The sequence below is a fragment of the Egicoccus sp. AB-alg2 genome, from assembly GCF_041821065.1.
Taxonomy (GTDB): Bacteria; Actinomycetota; Nitriliruptoria; order Nitriliruptorales; family Nitriliruptoraceae; genus Egicoccus.
In genome coordinates, this window is the sequence record NZ_JBGUAX010000005.1 from 86,084 (window position 1) to 102,202 (window position 16,119).

The 16,119-nt window shown below is 75.1% G+C and carries 14 protein-coding genes; 6 read left to right on the forward strand and 8 right to left on the reverse strand.

Annotated elements, in window-relative coordinates; all coding sequences use genetic code 11:
- Positions 1 to 135: 135 nt before the first annotated feature.
- On the forward strand, positions 136 to 942 hold the full coding sequence (locus ACERM0_RS10330) for a hypothetical protein (RefSeq protein ID WP_373678512.1): 807 nt from the start codon (positions 136 to 138) through the stop codon (positions 940 to 942).
- Between the two features lie 26 nt (positions 943 to 968).
- On the opposite strand, the gene ACERM0_RS10335 is transcribed toward ACERM0_RS10330, so the two are convergent.
- The 5 genes from ACERM0_RS10335 to ACERM0_RS10355 all read right to left on the reverse strand — a co-directional run bounded on the left by ACERM0_RS10335 (position 969) and on the right by ACERM0_RS10355 (position 7,993).
- A complete protein-coding gene (locus tag ACERM0_RS10335) occupies positions 969 to 3,896 on the reverse strand; it encodes an ATP-binding protein (RefSeq protein WP_373678513.1) in 2,928 nt (975 codons plus the stop codon).
- Positions 3,880 to 4,557, reverse strand: a complete 678-nt coding sequence (locus ACERM0_RS10340) for a response regulator transcription factor (protein WP_373678514.1) — start codon at positions 4,555 to 4,557, stop codon at positions 3,880 to 3,882. Before ACERM0_RS10340 ends, ACERM0_RS10335 begins: the two co-directional genes overlap by 17 nt.
- Before the next feature lie 115 nt (positions 4,558 to 4,672).
- Positions 4,673 to 6,217, reverse strand: coding sequence for a hypothetical protein (locus tag ACERM0_RS10345; protein ID WP_373678515.1), 1,545 nt, complete (start codon positions 6,215 to 6,217; stop codon positions 4,673 to 4,675).
- A complete protein-coding gene (locus tag ACERM0_RS10350) occupies positions 6,214 to 6,876 on the reverse strand; it encodes a Crp/Fnr family transcriptional regulator (RefSeq protein WP_373678516.1) in 663 nt (220 codons plus the stop codon). Before ACERM0_RS10350 ends, ACERM0_RS10345 begins: the two co-directional genes overlap by 4 nt.
- 151 nt (positions 6,877 to 7,027) lie before the next feature.
- Positions 7,028 to 7,993, reverse strand: a complete 966-nt coding sequence (locus ACERM0_RS10355; RefSeq protein ID WP_373678517.1) for an alpha/beta fold hydrolase — start codon at positions 7,991 to 7,993, stop codon at positions 7,028 to 7,030.
- 108 nt (positions 7,994 to 8,101) lie between these two features.
- Between ACERM0_RS10355 and ACERM0_RS10360 the strand changes: the two genes are divergently transcribed.
- Genes ACERM0_RS10360 through ACERM0_RS10370 form a run of 3 tightly spaced genes read left to right on the forward strand, consistent with a single transcriptional unit; the run spans position 8,102 to position 10,603 of the window.
- Positions 8,102 to 9,034, forward strand: coding sequence for a DMT family transporter (locus ACERM0_RS10360; RefSeq protein ID WP_373678518.1), 933 nt, complete (start codon positions 8,102 to 8,104; stop codon positions 9,032 to 9,034).
- 31 nt (positions 9,035 to 9,065) lie between these two features.
- Positions 9,066 to 9,527: a hypothetical protein gene (locus ACERM0_RS10365; RefSeq protein WP_373678519.1), complete on the forward strand. Its 462-nt coding sequence runs from the start codon at positions 9,066 to 9,068 to the stop codon at positions 9,525 to 9,527.
- A gap of 11 nt (positions 9,528 to 9,538) precedes the next feature.
- Positions 9,539 to 10,603, forward strand: a complete 1,065-nt coding sequence (locus tag ACERM0_RS10370; protein WP_373678520.1) for a ferrochelatase — start codon at positions 9,539 to 9,541, stop codon at positions 10,601 to 10,603.
- Positions 10,604 to 10,642: 39 nt separating this feature from the next.
- On the opposite strand, the gene ACERM0_RS10375 is transcribed toward ACERM0_RS10370, so the two are convergent.
- Together ACERM0_RS10375 and ACERM0_RS10380 are read right to left on the reverse strand one after the other, a co-directional pair.
- A complete protein-coding gene (locus ACERM0_RS10375; protein WP_373678521.1) occupies positions 10,643 to 10,966 on the reverse strand; it encodes an Hpt domain-containing protein in 324 nt (107 codons plus the stop codon).
- Entirely contained in the window at positions 10,963 to 11,343 is a 381-nt protein-coding gene (locus ACERM0_RS10380) for a response regulator (RefSeq protein ID WP_373678522.1), read from the reverse strand. Before ACERM0_RS10380 ends, ACERM0_RS10375 begins: the two co-directional genes overlap by 4 nt.
- 117 nt (positions 11,344 to 11,460) lie before the next feature.
- Here ACERM0_RS10380 and ACERM0_RS10385 point away from each other — a divergent pair, with 117 nt between their 5' ends.
- Together ACERM0_RS10385 and ACERM0_RS10390 are read left to right on the forward strand one after the other, a co-directional pair.
- On the forward strand, positions 11,461 to 12,138 hold the full coding sequence (locus ACERM0_RS10385; RefSeq protein ID WP_373678523.1) for a histidine phosphatase family protein: 678 nt from the start codon (positions 11,461 to 11,463) through the stop codon (positions 12,136 to 12,138).
- 128 nt (positions 12,139 to 12,266) lie between these two features.
- Positions 12,267 to 13,526, forward strand: coding sequence for an LCP family protein (locus ACERM0_RS10390; RefSeq protein WP_373678524.1), 1,260 nt, complete (start codon positions 12,267 to 12,269; stop codon positions 13,524 to 13,526).
- Here ACERM0_RS10390 and hrpB read toward each other — a convergent pair.
- Entirely contained in the window at positions 13,513 to 16,062 is a 2,550-nt protein-coding gene (gene hrpB / locus ACERM0_RS10395) for an ATP-dependent helicase HrpB (protein WP_373678525.1), read from the reverse strand. The two genes, ACERM0_RS10390 and hrpB, sit on opposite strands and share 14 nt — an antisense overlap.
- Between the last annotated feature and the right edge of the window lie 57 nt (positions 16,063 to 16,119).

Here is a 16,119-nt window from a genome sequence, read left to right on the forward strand (position 1 = left end):
GGGCCGCGAACGAACGTACGGACCAAGTTCGCGGCTGGGAAGTACCCACCGGAAGTCGACAGGGACCGGTCAGCCACCCGCCCGGAACCACGACGACGATGGCGATGGAGGGTTCGTCGACCCGAGGCTCGCACCATGCGCAACCGGCACCGCCACCACCGCCGCGGGTTCGTCGCCCGCCTGGCCTGCGCGGTCGTCGGGTTCGCGCTGCTCACGGTGGCGCCGGCGACGGCGGCGCCGGCTCCGGCGGGCGACCAGCGCGAGCAGCCGGTCGCGGTGGACCAGTTGCCCTTCACGGCGACACAGGACGTCCGTGGCGCGACGTCGGCACCGGACGACCCGTCCTGCTCGGGCAACGGACACAGCGTCTGGTACCGGTTGCGGCCGACGCGGAACGCGACCCTGTCGATCGACACCTACGGCAGCGACTACGACACCACCCTGGCGGTCTACGGCGCCGACGGCGAGTTGCTCGCCTGCGCCGACGACACCCGCGGCGTGCAGGCCGCAGTGCGGGTCGACGTTCGCGCCGGTGCGGTCTACGACGTGATGGCCGCGGCCTGCTGTGGACGCGCGGCCGGCACCTTGACCCTGAACGCCTCGGAGGTGGAAAGCGGGCCCTCCCTGGCGCTCACGGTGCAGCCGACCATGCAGCGGGCAGGAGGCAGCGTGCGCGCCACGGTGAGCGGTTCGGTGACGTGCGCCCGCGCGTCGTCGGTCCAACTGGAGGTGCGTCTGCACGACGACGCGGGCAGGCCGCCGACCGCCGTCGGCTACGGCGAGACCGCCTGCGAGGGCCAGGCCTCGTGGGCGGTCCCGGTCGTCCCGCGCGGCGCGGCGACGAAGGGTCCGGTGCCGGTGACCGTGACCGCGCTCAGCTGCGACGACATGGGCCGCTGCCGCATCGACGAGGTCGCCGCCCGGGTCCGCCTGGTCCGTTGACGCGGACGTCGCCGACGGCCGGCGCATCAGGCCGGGGCGGCCCCGGCGAGCCGGTCGTCCAGCGACCGCTGGGCCCGTTCGGCGGCCGCGCCGACGTCGTCGACCCGGGACGCCACGACCCGCCCGGCGCGAGCCTCGTCCTCGACGCGCTGGCAGCACGCCGCGAGATCGGTGGCGCCGAAGCTCGCCGCCATGCCCTTCAGTTCGTGAGCGGCCCGCTGCGCGGTCGGAAGATCCCCCGCCGCCACGGCGGCGCGCAACTCGTCGATCAGTCGCCGGGACGTGGTGTGGAACTGGCCGACGAGGTCGCGGACCGTGGACGGGGCCAGGGCACCGCGCAGTTCGGCGAGCAGCCGGTCGTCGAACCCGGGCGTCTCGGGCGGGCCGGGCGTGGGTGCGGCCGCCTCGGGCTCCTGCTCGTCCGCCCCGTCGATCCAGTGGTGCAGCAGCCGGCGCAGGTCGCCGGAGCGCACCGGCTTGGTGGCGTAGTCGTCCATGCCGGCGTCGAGGCAGCGCTGGCGCTCGCCGCGCAGGACGTTCGCGGTCATCGCGATGACCGGAGTCCGACGGCCCTGTTCGCGGCGACGCAGGCGCCGGGTCGTCTCGTAGCCGTCGAGGCCCGGCATCTGACAGTCCATGAGGACGGCGTCGAACTCACGCTGCTCGAGCAGGGCGAGGGCCTGGCGACCGCCGCTGGCGACGGCCGTCCGATAACCGAGCTTGCGGACCATCGCGTCCGCCACGCGCTGGTTGAGGGCATTGTCCTCGACGATCAGTACCCGCCCACGGCGCCGCACCCGTCCGTCGTCCCGCGGCGCACCGCTCCCGTCGAACGCGGGCGCCACGGCCGGTACCTGGCGCACCTCGAAAGGCAGCTCCACCCAGAACGTGCTGCCGCGGCCGGGCCGGCTGTCCGCGCCGAGCGTGCCACCGAACATCGCGACCAGGTGGCGGACGATCGACAGGCCCAGCCCCGTGCCGCCGCCGGCGCGCACCGCCGGCGAGTCGCCCTGCGTGAACGGCTGGAACAGGCGCTCGAGGTCGGGCTGCGAGACCCCGACGCCCGTGTCGGTGACGCTGAAGCGCAGGCGGGCCATGGGCTCGTCACCTGGGTCGCGACGCTCGACGTGCAGCGTGACGCTGCCGCGTTCGGTGAACTTCACCGCGTTGCCGCACAGGTTCACCAGGATCTGCTGCAGGCGACTCATGTCGCCGTACACGCGCTGCGGTACCTCGTCGCCGACGACGACTCGCAGTCGCAGACCGCGTGCCTGGGCCGGGACCATGAGCAGCCGCGCCACCCGTCGCACGACCCCGGCCGGTTCGAACTCGGTCGGCTCGAGGGTCAGCTTGCCGGCTTCGAGCTTGCTGAGGTCGAGGATGTCCCCGATCACCGACAGCAGGTGCTCACCGGCGTCCACCATCGCCTCGCCGTACTCGCGCTGTTCGGGCGACAGGTCCGTGTCCAGCAGCAGATGGGCCATGCCGATGACCCCGCTGAGCGGGGTCCGGATCTCGTGGCTCATGTTGGCCAGGAACCGCGACTTCAGCTGCGACGCCTCCATCGCCTCGTCACGCGCGGCGGCCAGCTCCTCCTGCGCGTGCACGCGCTCGGTGATGTCGCGCACGAAGGCGTGCAGACGCGCGCCGCCTTCACCCGGCTCGGCCGTCAGCCAGATCGCGACGTCGACCGGGAACGTCCGTCCGGAGCGGTCGGCGGCCGTGAACTCGCGCTGGCCGGTCCAGGGTTCGCGTCGACCATCGAGGTAGCTGCGCAGCAACTCCCGCAGTTCGGCCCGGTGCTCGGGTGCTGTGACCAGCACCTCCAGCGGCCGGCCGATGGCCTCGTCGCGAGGCCAGCCGAAGACCGCCTCGGCCTGCCGGTTCCAGTCCACCACGTGACCGTCGTCGTCGACCGACAGGAAGGCGTCGCTGGCAGTGTCCAGGATCGCCCGACGCCGCCGCTCCCGGGCCCGGACGTCGGCCTCGGCGCTCGCCTGGTCGCGTAGGGCCGCGGCCAGGCGTGCCAGCCCGCCGATCACGAGCCCACCGACGACGAGGGAGGCGGCCAGCACGAGGCTGCCGAGACGGTTGCGGGCCGCGAGCACCGGCTGGAGCGACACGTCGGCGCGGACGTTCCAGCCCACGTCGGCGACCGGGACGTAGCCGGAGACGACGTCACCGTGCGCCACGATGGCGTGGGCTCGGGCCCGGCGCCCCGTCTCCGCCGGGGAGGTGGGCGCGCGGGGCATGCCCTCCGGCGCCGCCACGACGCGGCCGGCGTCGTCGGTCACCGTGATCGCGACCCCCGCCCGCTGTTGCAGGTCGTCCACGAACCGCTGCAGCGCCTTGCCGGCGTCGTAGTGCGCGGCCAGGACGCCGACGACCTCCGCCTCGTCCCCCGCCTCGCTGCGGTTGCGCAACAGCACGACCGCGGTGACGACCCCCGCGTCGTCGTTGCGCAGCAGCCCGCTCACCACCCCGTCGGGGAATGCGGGTGCCTGCTCGCGGTACCAGTCCCAGACCTCCGGCTGGTGGCCGAGCTGTCCGGTCGACGGCGGCTCGCTCGCGCGGGTGCGACCCTGGGCGTCGGTCAGGGTCACGCTGCGGAGCCCCGGCGCGGCGCCGTACAGGTCGCGCAGCATGTCCTGGACGGCCGGGGCGCCGAAGTCGGCCACCCCGCGGACGGTCGCGAGCGACCCGACGGCTCGCGGCCCGTAGCTGGCGGTCAGTTCGCGGAGCCCCTCGAGCTCCTGCTGCACGAAGCTGCCCGCGAGGCGGGACACCACCTCGGCCTGCTCGTAGGCGTCGCTGCGCAGCAGGGCGCCGGCGTTCAGGAACGGCACCAGCGCCAGGACGGCCAGCGAGCCGATCGCGATCGACGCGAGCACCCAGAACCGGAACAACAGGTGGCGCTGGATCCGTTCCGGCCCGGCGTCAGGGGCGGAGGACATAGCCGACGCCCCGCACCGTCTGGATCAGGCGCGGCCCCAACGCCTCCAACTTGCGCCGCAGATCGCTGATCCGGACCTCCACGACGTTCGGCGAGTACCAGTCGGCCCCCCACACCTCGTTGAGCAGCTGCCCCTTGGACAGGACGCGGCCCGGACGGCGGCAGAACGCCAGCAGCAGGGCGAACTCGGTCGGGGTGAGATCGATCTCGACACCCCCGCGGGACACGCGGTGGCCGGCCTCGTCCACGACGAGGTCGTCGATCTCCCAGACGGTCGCCGACCGCCGGCCCGCGCGGCGCAGCAGCGCACGAACGCGTGAGAGCAACTCCTCCATGGCGAAGGGCTTGGTCAGGTAGTCGTCACCACCCACGCTGAAGCCCGCGAGACGGTTCTCCAGGGATCCGGCCGCGGACAGGAACAGCAGCGGAGTGTCGGTGGTCGTGCGCAACGCGCGTGCGAGCCCGAAGCCGTCGGGACCGTCGCCGAGCCGGACGTCGATCACGACCAGGTCCGGATGCAGTGCCATGGCGGCGCGGTTGGCGCCGACGGCTTCCCGCTCGCCGTGCACGCGGTATCCGTCGCTCTGCAGCGCGAGCGTGATGGCGTCGCGGGTGTCATCGTCGTCCTCGACCACGAGCACGCGGGCCTCGCGTGGTGTCATGGTCCACCCCCGTTCCTCGTCGAGCGGTACCGGTCGGTCACCTCACAGCGGTTCCGATGGCCACCGTCGACACGGGACCCGGACGGCGTCTGCCGTCGACCTTGACAGCCCAGCTTCACCGCCCATCGTGTCGCCGTGTCGTGAGGGTGTCCACAGGGCTTTTGTCACCAACACCGTCGTGCACCGCACCATCGGCGACCACCAGCGCCGTGGCCGCCCGCACCGCGGCCGGGTCGGCGTCGAGCCGGACCGTGTCGCCGGCCACCTCGACCAGACGGTGTGCCGGGACCCGTCGTCCACCGTCGGTCACCAGCACGAACCCGGCTGGGTCGGGTGACGGTGTGGTGGCCAGGTTCCCGTCGAACCGGACCGTGAACTGGCCGGTGCGCGGATCCGCGTCCCAGGAGCGCGGATCCGGACCGGCGGTGACGCCGCCGGCGGGCAGGTCGAGGACCGTCGCGGCCGTGCCGGCCGTCCCTGCCACGCCGCCCGCGAGACCGCGCACGGCGCCCGCACCGGCGCCCAGCAGCGTCACCTCGTCGCCCATGGCGTCGGCCGGGAACGCCACGCGGACGACCTCGGGGGTCGGACGCAGCACCGACCGGCCACGCACGCCGCGCCCGTCGGCCCGGTACGCGACGAAGCCGTCGGCGGGCCCCGCCACCACGGCCTCGTCGTAGCGGAAGTCGAACTGCACGCCGCCGGGCCCACGGTCGACGGCGACCAGGTCGGGTGCGGCCGTGTCGCCGCCGGAGACGCCCAGCGGTGCCGGCCGTCCACTGGTGCCACCGCGCACGGCCCCCTCCTCGGCCACGAACCGGCGTGCCATCGCCACCTGCCCCGGGAAGGCGACGGTGACCTGTGTGCTGCCGCGGGACACGATGCGCTCGCCGCGTGCGGCGGTCCCGTCGGAGGCGACGGCGAGGAAGCGGGACGCGACGGGTTGCCGGACGGGTTCGTCGAACCGGAACACGACGTGGTCCAGGGTCGGTTGTGCCGCGACGTCCAGCAGCTCCGGCCCCGCCACCCGACCGAAGCCGTCGCCCCCGTCCAGGCGCACCGCGGCCACGACGTTGGGCAGGCCGTACTCGTCACGTACGGCCCCCTCCTCCACGACCAGCCGGACCCGGTGCGGCAGGTCCGCACCGGCCGGGAACGTGACGAGCACCCGGTCGTCCGTATCGCGCACCAGCCGGGCATCGACGGCGCGGACGGTCTCCTCGGCGCGGTGGCCCTGCGCGACGAACGCGCCCGGGTCGAGCACGGCAGCCACGAAGTCGCCGAACGCCACCTCGACCTGGCGCGCGGCGCGGTCGCTGCCCGCGTCGGCGAGCCGCGCCCTTCGTGGACGCAGGTCCGTCGAGACGATCCCGGCCGGGGGCGCCGGCCGATCGGCTGCCGTCTCCTCGTCGGTCGCCTCGTCGAATGGGCGTGACGGTGCGCGGGGCGCCGCCGGCGCCGAGGATGCGGACACGTCCGGTGCGTCCGGGGCGGACGTGGGTGCGCGCGAGGGTCCGTCGACGAGCAGGCCGGTGGCGAACGCGACCAGCACCGTCGCCGCCCAGGCGCTGCCGAGTTCCAGGGTGCGGCGGCGTCGCCGGATGCTCGGGGCGCCGCCGGGGGACCGCGGCGGCGACGACGGCGTCCGCGGCCCCGTCACGGCACGGGCTCCAGACCGGCGGTGGCACGCAGGGCGCGGGGGTCGAGCACCTCGATCCGCCGGTAGCCGAGCCGGATCGTGCCGGCCGCCTCGAAGGCCTTCAGGGCCCGGTTGACGCTGGTCCGGTGGGCACCGAGCAGCCGGGCGAGCACCGACTGGCTCAACTCCACCTCGCCGTGCTCCGCTTCGTCGAGCAGCAGCAGCGCGAGACGGGTGTCGACGTCGTGGGCGAGCAGTTCGATCAGGCGCGACTCGAGCTCGTAGGAGCGCTCGGCGCTGGCACGCAGCCACTCCAGCGCGACCCGTCGGTGGCGGGCGACCAGGTCGACCAGCGCCGGCCCGTCGACGGTCAGCAGCTGCGTGTACTCGAGCGTGCGGGCCTCGAAGCGTGCGGGACGGCCGGAGAACACGTGGGCGTCGTTGAAGGCCTCGCCCGGCCGCACCACGGTGGCCGTGACGCGCCGGGCGCCGCTGCCCAGCGACAGCTCGACGGCACCACACAGCACGAGGTGGACCTCGGCGCGGTCCGGGCCGCCCCGGACGAGCGCGCCGGCCGGATAGGTCTGCGTGCGCCCCACGGCCAGCAACTCCCCGACCAGGGTCGGATCGCGCCCGGCGAGCGGGACCGCCACCGTGCGCCCATCGGCCTGGATGCCCACGGCAATCCCCTTCGCTCGGCCCCCCCGTGGAGCCGTCCTCCGCAGCGTCCGTCACGGGGCTGTACGTGTCCTGACCGGATTCTTCGGGAGGGCTGACGACGGTGGCCGTCTCGCGACCCGCGCCCCGGCGACCGGCGCCCGCCGGCCGGGCTCAGCCGGGGTGCCGGTCGGGGGCCGGAACGGGTGCGGGCGGGGTCCCGACCGGCCACCAGGCGGCCAGCACCGCCCGCAGCGCGGTCACGGTCGCCAGCGGCTGGTCGAGCAGCAGGTGGTGGTGCGCCTCGGGGACCCGGACGAAGGGCACGCCGGCCGCGGCGGCCGGCGAGCCCGCGACGAGCGCACGCATCTGTGCGATGACGTCGTCGTCGACGATGGCAGAGCGGGCACCCGACACGATCGCGAGCCGGCAGGCCGCCCGGGACAGGTCGGCGGCGTACTCGCTGGGTCGGCTCGGGCCCGTCCGCTCCACGAAGACCCGCGGATCGAACTTCCACCGCCAGCTGCCGTCCTCCCATCGGCGCAGGCTGTGGCGGGCGACCTCCGCGACCAGCCACCCGTTCGTGGTCGGCTGGGGCGGTACCAGGTGGAAGTGCGCCATGCCGGTGGCGAGGTCGGGGTAGGCCTTGGGCTGGCGGAACATGTTGCGGCCCCGGCGTCGCGCCTCCTCCGATTCGGGGTCGGCGCGACGGACGGGCGAGTCCAGCACGATGGCGCCCGCGAGTTCCTCGCCGTGGCGGGCTGCCGCGACGATCGTCACGAAGCCGCCCATGGAGTGACCGACCACGACGGGCGGTCCCCCGCCGTGCCGCTCCTGCGCGCAGACGGCCATCACCTCACGGGCCCACTGCTCGGCGCGGTAGCGCGGGCGGTGGTCGCTGTCGCCGTGACCCGACAGGTCCACCGCCACGACCCGGTGCTCCTCGGCGAGCAGCGGGCCGAGGTGGGCCCACCACCGGGCGTGGGCGGCGCCGCCGTGGACGAGCGCCAGCACCGGGGCGCCGACCCGTCCCCATGCCAGGTAGGCGATGCGTGCGCCCTCGACCGTCGTGTGGTGCGCCTCGGGCGCGTCGGCCATGGCCGCCGAGAACCACGCCGGTGCGGCGGTGGCGGCATCCATGGGGCTCCTTCCGGGGGACGTCACGAGCCTATGCGGACCGAACCGTGCGCCCGCGTGCGGTAGCGTCGCTCGGCCCGCCTCCCGTCTCGCCACCCTCGAGAACCGCCCGTGCACGCGCCCGCCCGCGGTTCGTCCGGCTTCGCGCCGGCCGACACCGGCCTGCTCCTCGCCCTCGGTGGGATGTGGGGCCTGTCCTTCCTGTTCATCGAACTGGCGCTGCGTGGCCTCGGCCCGATCTGGATCGTCGCCGGCCGCACGCTGGTCGGCACGCTGGTGCTGCTCGGCGCCCTGCTCGTGCGCCGGCAGCGACTGCCGGGATCGCTGCGGCTGTGGGGACACGTCGCCGTGCTGGGCGTGCTGTCGAACGCGGTGCCGTGGGCGGCGGTCGCCGCCGCGCAGCGCGCCATCCCGTCCGGTCTCGCCGCGCTGCTGATGGCGCTGGTGCCATCGAGCACGTTCGTGGTCGCCGCCACCCTGCGGATGGAGCGCGTCACCGTGGCGCGGGTGGCCGGCCTGGTACTGGCGCTGTCGGGCGTCGCGATCATCGTGGTTCCCGACCTGGGCGACCGGGGCCGCGTCACGGCCATCGGCACGGTCGTCGTCGCCACGCTGCTGTACGCGGGCGGCGCGGTGTACGCCAAGCGGTTCGTGTCGGGTGCCGCCGCCCCCCTCGTCGTCGCCACCGGCCAGGTGGCGACCGCGTTCCTGGCGGCCGTCCCGATGGCGCTGGTGCTCGACGGCGTCCCGACGACGGCAGCGCTGCGGTGGGACGTGATCGGGGCGGTCACGGCGCTGGGCGTGCTCGGCACCGGCCTGGCCTACCTCGTCTTCTACATGCTGATCGCGCGGGTGGGCGCGACGAACACGACGCTGGTCACCTACCTGATCCCCCTGGTGGCGGTCGTCGCCGGGGCCCTCGTGCTCGGCGAGCGGCTGGGCGCCGGCGAATGGCTGGGGGGCGCCGCGATCGGCCTCGGGATCTGGCTCGCGCAGCGGCGCGCGGCCGGGCCCGTCGAGCAACTCGAGGAGCTGAAGACCTAGCATCCGCCTCCCGCACCGCTCGAGGAACTCCGTGCCCGACGACGTCCTGGTCTCGCTCCGGCGCATCTGGTCGGCGGCGGCCGCCGGCATCCTGGTGCTGACGGGGATCGTGCTGGCGACGGCCGACGCGACCTCGACCGTGCCGACGGCCCTGCCGGTGCTGCTGGTCGTGCTCGTGGGCGTGGCCGCCGTGGCCGGCGTCGTGGCCGCCGAACGGGCGCTGCACCGGCAGCGTCCCCGCCCGCGCGAGGCGATGGCCGTGGTGCGCACCCAGGCCTACCTGCAACTGGCGATCGGCGAGTTCCCGCTGCTGCTGGCGGTCGCGATGGCGTACGTGCTGGGGCCGCCGTGGCTGGTCGTTCCCGGCGCGGCAGCCGCACTCGCGGCGCTCGCGATCGGACGCCCCACAGCCGACCGCCTCGGCCGCCTCGAAGCGGGGTGGGCCCTGCCGCCCGGCACCCTCGGCGGCGGCCACGACGTCACCGACCTCTAGGACATCGCCCGATGACGACCCCCTACGACGCGATCCTGCTCGTCTCCTTCGGCGGACCGGAGCAGGAAGCCGACGTGCTCCCGTTCATGGAGAACGTCACCGCCGGTCGCGGCATCCCCCGCGAACGGCTCGAGGAGGTCAGCCAGCACTACTTCCAGTTCGGCGGCCGCTCCCCCATCAACGACCAGAACCGTGCGTTGAAGGCCGCACTCGAGGAGTTGCTGGCCGCCGAGGGTCCGGACCTGCCGGTCTTCTTCGGCAACCGCAACTGGCACCCGCTGCTGCCCGACACGCTGCGCGAGATGCGCGAGGCGGGTGTGCGGCGCGCATTGTGCTTCGTGACCAGTGCGTACTCGTCCTACTCGGGCTGCCGGCAGTACCGGGAGGATCTCGCCGCCGCCCGCGCCCAGGTCGGTGACGGCGCCCCCGAACTCGACAAGCTGCGCGTCTACTACAACCACCCCGGGTTCGTCGAACCGCAGGTGTCGATCATCGAGGACGCCCTCGCGACGCTGCCCGAGGACGTGCGCGACACGGCCCACCTGGTGTTCACCACGCACTCCATCCCGCGGACGATGTCGCGCCACTGCGACTACGAGGCACAGCACTACGAGACCTGCCGACTGGTGGCGGACGCGTTCCCGGGTCGCCCCTGGCAGCTGGTGTTCAACTCGCGATCGGGTCCCGAGCACGTCCCGTGGCTCGAGCCGGACGTCAACGACCACCTCGAGGACCTCGCCGGGCGGGGTGTGCGCGCCGTCGTGGTCGTGCCGATCGGGTTCATCTCCGACCACATGGAGGTCATCTACGACCTCGACGTCGAGGCGGCCGGCACCGCACAGCGGCTCGGCCTCGCGTTCACGCGGGCGGCGACGGTCGGCACCGACGCGCGGTTCGTCCGCGGCATCCGGGACCTGATCCTCGAGCGCACGGACGGTGCGACGGCCCGGGCGCTCGGGACGCGGGGACCGAACTGGGACGTGTGCCCGGTCGACTGCTGCTTCACCCCCGGGCAGGACGCCCGCCCCACGGTGGCGCAGGCCGAACCGCGCCGGCGCCCTGCCGCGACCACCTGACCCGACCGCCGCCGTCGGCGTCCGCGTGACCGGCACCGGTCAGGCGGCGGCCTCCAGCGCCGTGCGGAGCTCACGGGCCAGCTGCGCGGCCTCCTCGCGCAGCGCGGCGTCCGGCTCGGTGGTGCCCGCGACGCGGGCCTCCAGACGCTCGGCGAGCTGCCCCGCCTCGACCTGCCCGAACGAGCCGAGGGTGCCCGCCAGCCGGTGGGCCAGCGCACGCACCCGCTCCCAGGCGGCGGCGTCGGCCGGCTGCGCGACGACCCGGGTCGCCGCCGCCTCCAGCTCGTGGGCCGCCGCGAGCTGTTCGGGCGCCACCTCGCGCCAGAGCGCGGCGATGGCGGCGGCCAGCGGGTCCCCGCTCATGCCGGCGACCAGCCGAGCAGCGCCGACACCTCCGCCGCCAACGACCGCGGATCGAACGGTTTGCCGATCACGCCGTCGACACCGAGCCCGCGCAGGCGCTCGATCTCGGTCCGCTGCGCCGTGGCGGTGAGGAACACCACGGACAACTCGTCGCCGCCGGGCAGCGCGCGTAGCCGGGCGAGCGTCCGGAGGCCGTCCTGGTCGGGCATCATCACGTCCAGGAGCACGGCGTCCGGTCGGCGGGCCGCGACGGCCTCGACGGCCGCGTCGGCGCCCGCGGCCTCGCTCACCGACCAGCCCGCGACGCGTTCGAGGCCGAGCCTCGCGACCATCCGGATCGCGTGCTCGTCGTCGACGACCAGGACGTGCGGGGACAACGGCGTCTCGACGCGTCGGAGCTGCGGGGCGGGGCAGTATGCCCGCTCGGGTGCGGCCGGGGCCGTCGGCGTGACCGGGCGTGCCGGCTCGCGGCCACGCGGTAGCGTTCGGCCCCCATGGAACTCCTCCTCGTCCGCCACGCCCAGCCCGAGTGGTCGCGCGACCGTGCGGCCCGTGTCGACCCGGGCCTCACCGACCGCGGCCAGCAGCAGGCGCTGCGCGTCGCCCGACGCCTCGCGCGCGAGCCGTTCGACCGCCTGCTCGTCTCCACGGCCACGCGCGCCCGTGAGACCGCCGCGCCGCTGCGCGACCTGGTGCCCGAGGTCCCCGCCGAGGAGCGCGACTGGCTGCACGAGATCCGGATGCCCAGCAACTGGGAGGGCACCCCGCAGGAGGAGGTCGAACGCGTCTTCCGCGAGGCCCGGGTGCGCGGCCGTCAGGACTGGTGGGAGGGCATCCCGGGCGGCGAGAGCTTCCGCGACTTCCACGCCCGGGTGACCGCCGGCCTCGACGAGGAGCTGGCCAAGCTGGGGCTGGAACGCGACCCGCACGGCCTGTGGCAACTGCCGGACCTGTTGCCACGGATCGTCGTGGTCGCGCACGCGGGCACCAACAGCGTCGTGCTGGGGCATCTGCTGGGCCTCTCTCCCGAGCCGTGGGAGTGGGAGCGGTTCTCCTCCGACCACGCGTCCGTGACGCTGCTGTCCACCACCCGGATCGCCAGCGGCCACATCTTCAGCCTGCAACGCTTCAGCGACGTCGAGCACCTGCCCCCCGAACTCGTCACCGCGTGACGTCACCGAGCGGCCCGGATCGCGGCGAGCGCGCTGCGTGACGGCCCGCACCGGCCTGCGTGGCCCCGCGCGCACGGCATGCCACACTCCGCCCGCCGCCAGGCACCCCCCGTGTACAGGAGCACCCCGTGAGCGCCGACGTCGACCAGGACTGGGGCCCGAGCGTCCGTGGCCGCGGGCGTCGCCGGCTGCCGTTCGTGCGCGTGCTGGCGGGCGTGCTGCTCGTGCTCCTAGTCGCTGTCGTGCTGCTGGCCGCCTGGATCACCTCCCGCATCCCGAAGCTGGACGTCGACGGGCTGGCGGGCTCCGGCTCGCCGATGCACGTCCTGGTCGTCGGCTCCGACAGCCGGGAGGCGCTCTCGCCCGAGGAACGGCGGGAGTTGTCGACCGGCAGCGCGGAAGGCGAGCGCACCGACACGATCTTCCTCCTCAGCGTGCGCGGTGGTGACGCGGCCCTGCTGGCCTTCCCCCGCGACCTGCTGGTGCGTCGGTGCGACGGCTCCGAGGGACGCATCAACGCCGCCGTGGCCATCGACGGCCCGAGCTGCCTCGTGCGGTCCGTCCGGGATCTGTCCGGCATCCCGGTCCAGCACTACCTGCAGGTCACCTTCGGCGGTTTCCGCGACGTCGTCGACGCCGTCGGCGGGGTCGAGTTGTGTCTGGAGGAGGCGATCAACGACCGCGACGCGGGCATCGACCTCCCGGCGGGCTGCCAGACCCTCGACGGCCGTGACGCGCTGGGCTACGTCCGCGTCCGCAAGATCGACGACGACTTCGGCCGGATCGGCCGGCAGCAGACCTTCCTGCGGGCCCTCGCCGGCGAGATCGCGCAGCCCTCGACGCTGTTCGACCCCCGGCGCGTGCTCGCGCTCTCCAACGAGATGGGCGACGCGGTCGCGACCGACCGCGGGCTCGGCATGATCTCGCTCGGCCGCCTGGCGTGGGGTGGGCGGGCGCTGGCCGACGGGCGTGCGACCATGCACGTCGTCCCGTCCGAGCCGGGCCGAACCTCGGGCGGTGCCGACGTGCTGTACGTGCGCCAGTCGGAGGCCGAGCCGCTCTTCGCCGCCTTCCGCGACGGCAGCGTGCTGGACACGGGACCGGCCCAGGTCACCCCGGGCGAGGTGTCGGTCCGCGTCCTGAACGGCGCCGGTGTGCCCGGCCTCGCCGGCCAGGTCGGCGACCTGCTCGACGGGCGCGGCTACGAGGTCACGGAGGTCGGCAACGCCGACCCGACGCAGCGTACGGTGGTCCGCCATCCCCCCGGCGCACGTCCGGGTGCCGCGCTGATCGCCAACGACGTGCCCGGCGGCGCGCAGCTCGAGGAGTCGCGCGACGTCGCCCAGATCACGCTGATCCTGGGTCGCGACGTCGTCAACGCCCAGTAGCCGTCCCGCGTCGGCGCGTCCCGCGCAGCGGGGTTGCGGACCGCGGGTCCTCCGGCCAGGCGTGCTTCGGGTAGCGGCCGCGCAGTTCCGCGCGCACCTCGGGGTAGGCACGGTCCCAGAACCCGGCGAGGTCGTCGGTGATCTGCACCGGCCGGCGCGCGGGCGAGAGCAGGTGCAGCAGCACGGGCACGCGGCCGTCCAGGATCGTCGGTGTGGCGGTGGCGCCGAACAGTTCCTGCAGGCGCACGGCGAGCACCGGCCGCTCCCCCGCGTAGTCCAGCCGGACCTGCGAGCCGGACGGCACGGTCAGGGTCGCCGGCGCCAGCCGGTCCAGTTGCTTCTCGTGCCCCGCGGGCAGGCGGGCCCGCAGCACGTCGGCCGGCCGGACACGGCGCAGGTCGGCGCGCCGCCGTAGTCCCAGCAGGAACGGTGCGACGGCCGTGTCGAGGTCGGCGAGCAGCGCCTCGTCGGACACGTCCGGCCAGGGCTCGCCGAGGTGGCGGTGCAGCAGGCCGGCGCGGGCCTGCAGTTGCCGGTCGGCCGGCGTCCACGGCAGCAGGTCGAGGCCGTGGGTGCGCAGGCCGTCGAGCAGCGCGGCCAGCACGGCGTCGGCAGGTGGATCCGGCAGCGGCCGCCTGGCCAGCACGAGCGCGCCGAGGTGCTCGCGGCGTTCGGCGACGACGTCGCCGTCGCGCCAGGCGACCTCCTCGACGTGGTGCAACTCGTCGCCCAGCACCCGCCGCAGCACCTCGACGTCCAGGGCCGCGGCCAGGTGGATCCGCGCCTCCCGCTCGCCCCGGTCGACGGCGGCCACCGCCAGCAGCGACTCCCCGGCCAGCAGGTCCTCCGCGGGCAGGCGGGCGCCACGGCCGTTGGCGAGCAGGAAGCTGCCGCGCCCGCCCCGGGCGCTGGCGACCCGGTCCGGCCAGCCGAGTGCCAACAGCGCCCCTACCGCGTCGTCGCCGCCGGCGCGTGCCGAGCGCCCGGCCCCCGGTTCCGGCAGGTCGCGGCAGGCGCGCCGCAGGCGGGCCACCTCCCGGCGCAGACGTGCCCGCGCCCCGGCCCGGAGCCGCGCGTCGCGTGGCAGGTCCTCGCCGCGCAGCGCGGCCAGCCGGACGGTCAGGTCGACGACGGAGGCGGGCGGCTCCACACGCACGGGATCGCGGTCGCCCAGGACGGCCGCCACCTCGACGGCCAGTGCGCCCAGCCCGGCCGCGTGGCCCCGCACCAGCAGGTGCCCCAGCCGCGGGTGGACCGGCAACGCGACCAGCCGGCGGCCGTGGCCGGTCACCCGCCCGTCGTCGTCGAGGGCGCCGAGGTCGGCCAGCGTGGCGCGGGCACGGTCCCAGCCGGCGGGGTCGGGCTGGTCGAGCAGCGCCAGGTCCTGGACGGGGCTGCCCCAGGCGGCCACCTCCAGCGCGGCGCCGGTCAGGTCGTCGGTGCGGATTGCGGGACGTGGGAAGGCGTCGCGGCCCGGATGCTCGGACGCGGCCCACAGCCGCACGCACCGGCCCGGGGCGGTCCGCCCGGCCCGGCCCGCCCGCTGGTCGGCGGACGCCCGCGAGGCGGGGACCGTGACGAGGCCGGTCATCCCGGTTCGTGGGTCGAACCGCGGCTCGCGGGCCAGTCCGGCGTCGACGACGACGCGGACGCCCTCGATGGTGAGGCTCGACTCGGCCAGGTCGGTGGCGAGCACGACCTTGCGGGTCCCGTGGGAGGGCGGCGCAAGCGCCCGGTCCTGCTCGTCGGGCGGCAGGCGCCCGTGCAGGGGGCGGACCTCGGCACGGACGGGCAGGGCGCGCGTCGCCAGGGCGCGGGCGGTACGGCGGATCTCCGCGACGCCGGGGAGGAACACCAGCACGTCGCCAGGCGCGTCCCTCAGGACCTCGGCCACCGTGTCGGCGACGGCGTCTGCGAGCCCGCCGGGCGCGGGCCGCGGCCGGTGCTGGACCTCGACGGGATACTGCCGGCCCTCGGTGTGCACCTGGGCCGGCGCGGGCGAGCCGCCGGCACGCAGCAGGCGCGCGACCCGTCCGCCGTCGAGCGTGGCCGAGGCGACCAGCAGCCGCAGGTCGTCGCGCAGGGCCGCGCGGCACTCCAGCGCGAACGCGAGCGCCAGGTCCGACTCCAGGTTGCGTTCGTGGAACTCGTCGAAGAACAGCGTGCCGACGCCCTCGAGCGCCGGATCGCGCTGGAGGCGGCGCAGCAGCACCCCCTCGGTCACGACCTCGACACGCGTGGCCCGTGACACGCGGCGCTCGTCACGGGTGGTGAGCCCGATCGTCGCCCCGACCCCTTCGCCGAGTTGCGCGGCCAGACGCTGCGCCGCTGCCCGCGCGGCCACCCGTCGCGGCTCGAGCAGGACGAGTCGGCCGTCGAGCCCCGCCTGCAGCAGGTCGAGCGGGACACGCGTGGTCTTGCCGGCCCCGGGCGGCGCCTCCAGCACCACGGCACCGGCGGTGTGGAGGCCGTCACGGATCGCGGGCAGCACGGCCTCGACGGGGAGGTCACCGGACGGAGCGGGGGCACACGACATCGACACGACGCTAACCACGCCACAGCCGCGATCGAAAGCCGTCCCGAAACACTTCAG

Excerpts from the sequence above, each read along its gene's own strand:
- ACERM0_RS10330 (WP_373678512.1), top strand. The coding sequence starts at position 136 with ATGCGCAACCGGCACCGCCACCACCGCCGCGGGTTCGTCGCCCGCCTG.
- ACERM0_RS10335 (WP_373678513.1), bottom strand. The coding sequence starts at position 3,896 with ATGTCCTCCGCCCCTGACGCCGGGCCGGAACGGATCCAGCGCCACCTG.
- ACERM0_RS10340 (WP_373678514.1), bottom strand. The coding sequence starts at position 4,557 with ATGACACCACGCGAGGCCCGCGTGCTCGTGGTCGAGGACGACGATGAC.
- ACERM0_RS10355 (WP_373678517.1), bottom strand. The coding sequence starts at position 7,993 with ATGGATGCCGCCACCGCCGCACCGGCGTGGTTCTCGGCGGCCATGGCC.
- ACERM0_RS10370 (WP_373678520.1), top strand. The coding sequence starts at position 9,539 with ATGACGACCCCCTACGACGCGATCCTGCTCGTCTCCTTCGGCGGACCG.
- ACERM0_RS10375 (WP_373678521.1), bottom strand. The coding sequence starts at position 10,966 with ATGAGCGGGGACCCGCTGGCCGCCGCCATCGCCGCGCTCTGGCGCGAG.
- ACERM0_RS10385 (WP_373678523.1), top strand. The coding sequence starts at position 11,461 with ATGGAACTCCTCCTCGTCCGCCACGCCCAGCCCGAGTGGTCGCGCGAC.
- hrpB (WP_373678525.1), bottom strand. The coding sequence starts at position 16,062 with ATGTCGTGTGCCCCCGCTCCGTCCGGTGACCTCCCCGTCGAGGCCGTG.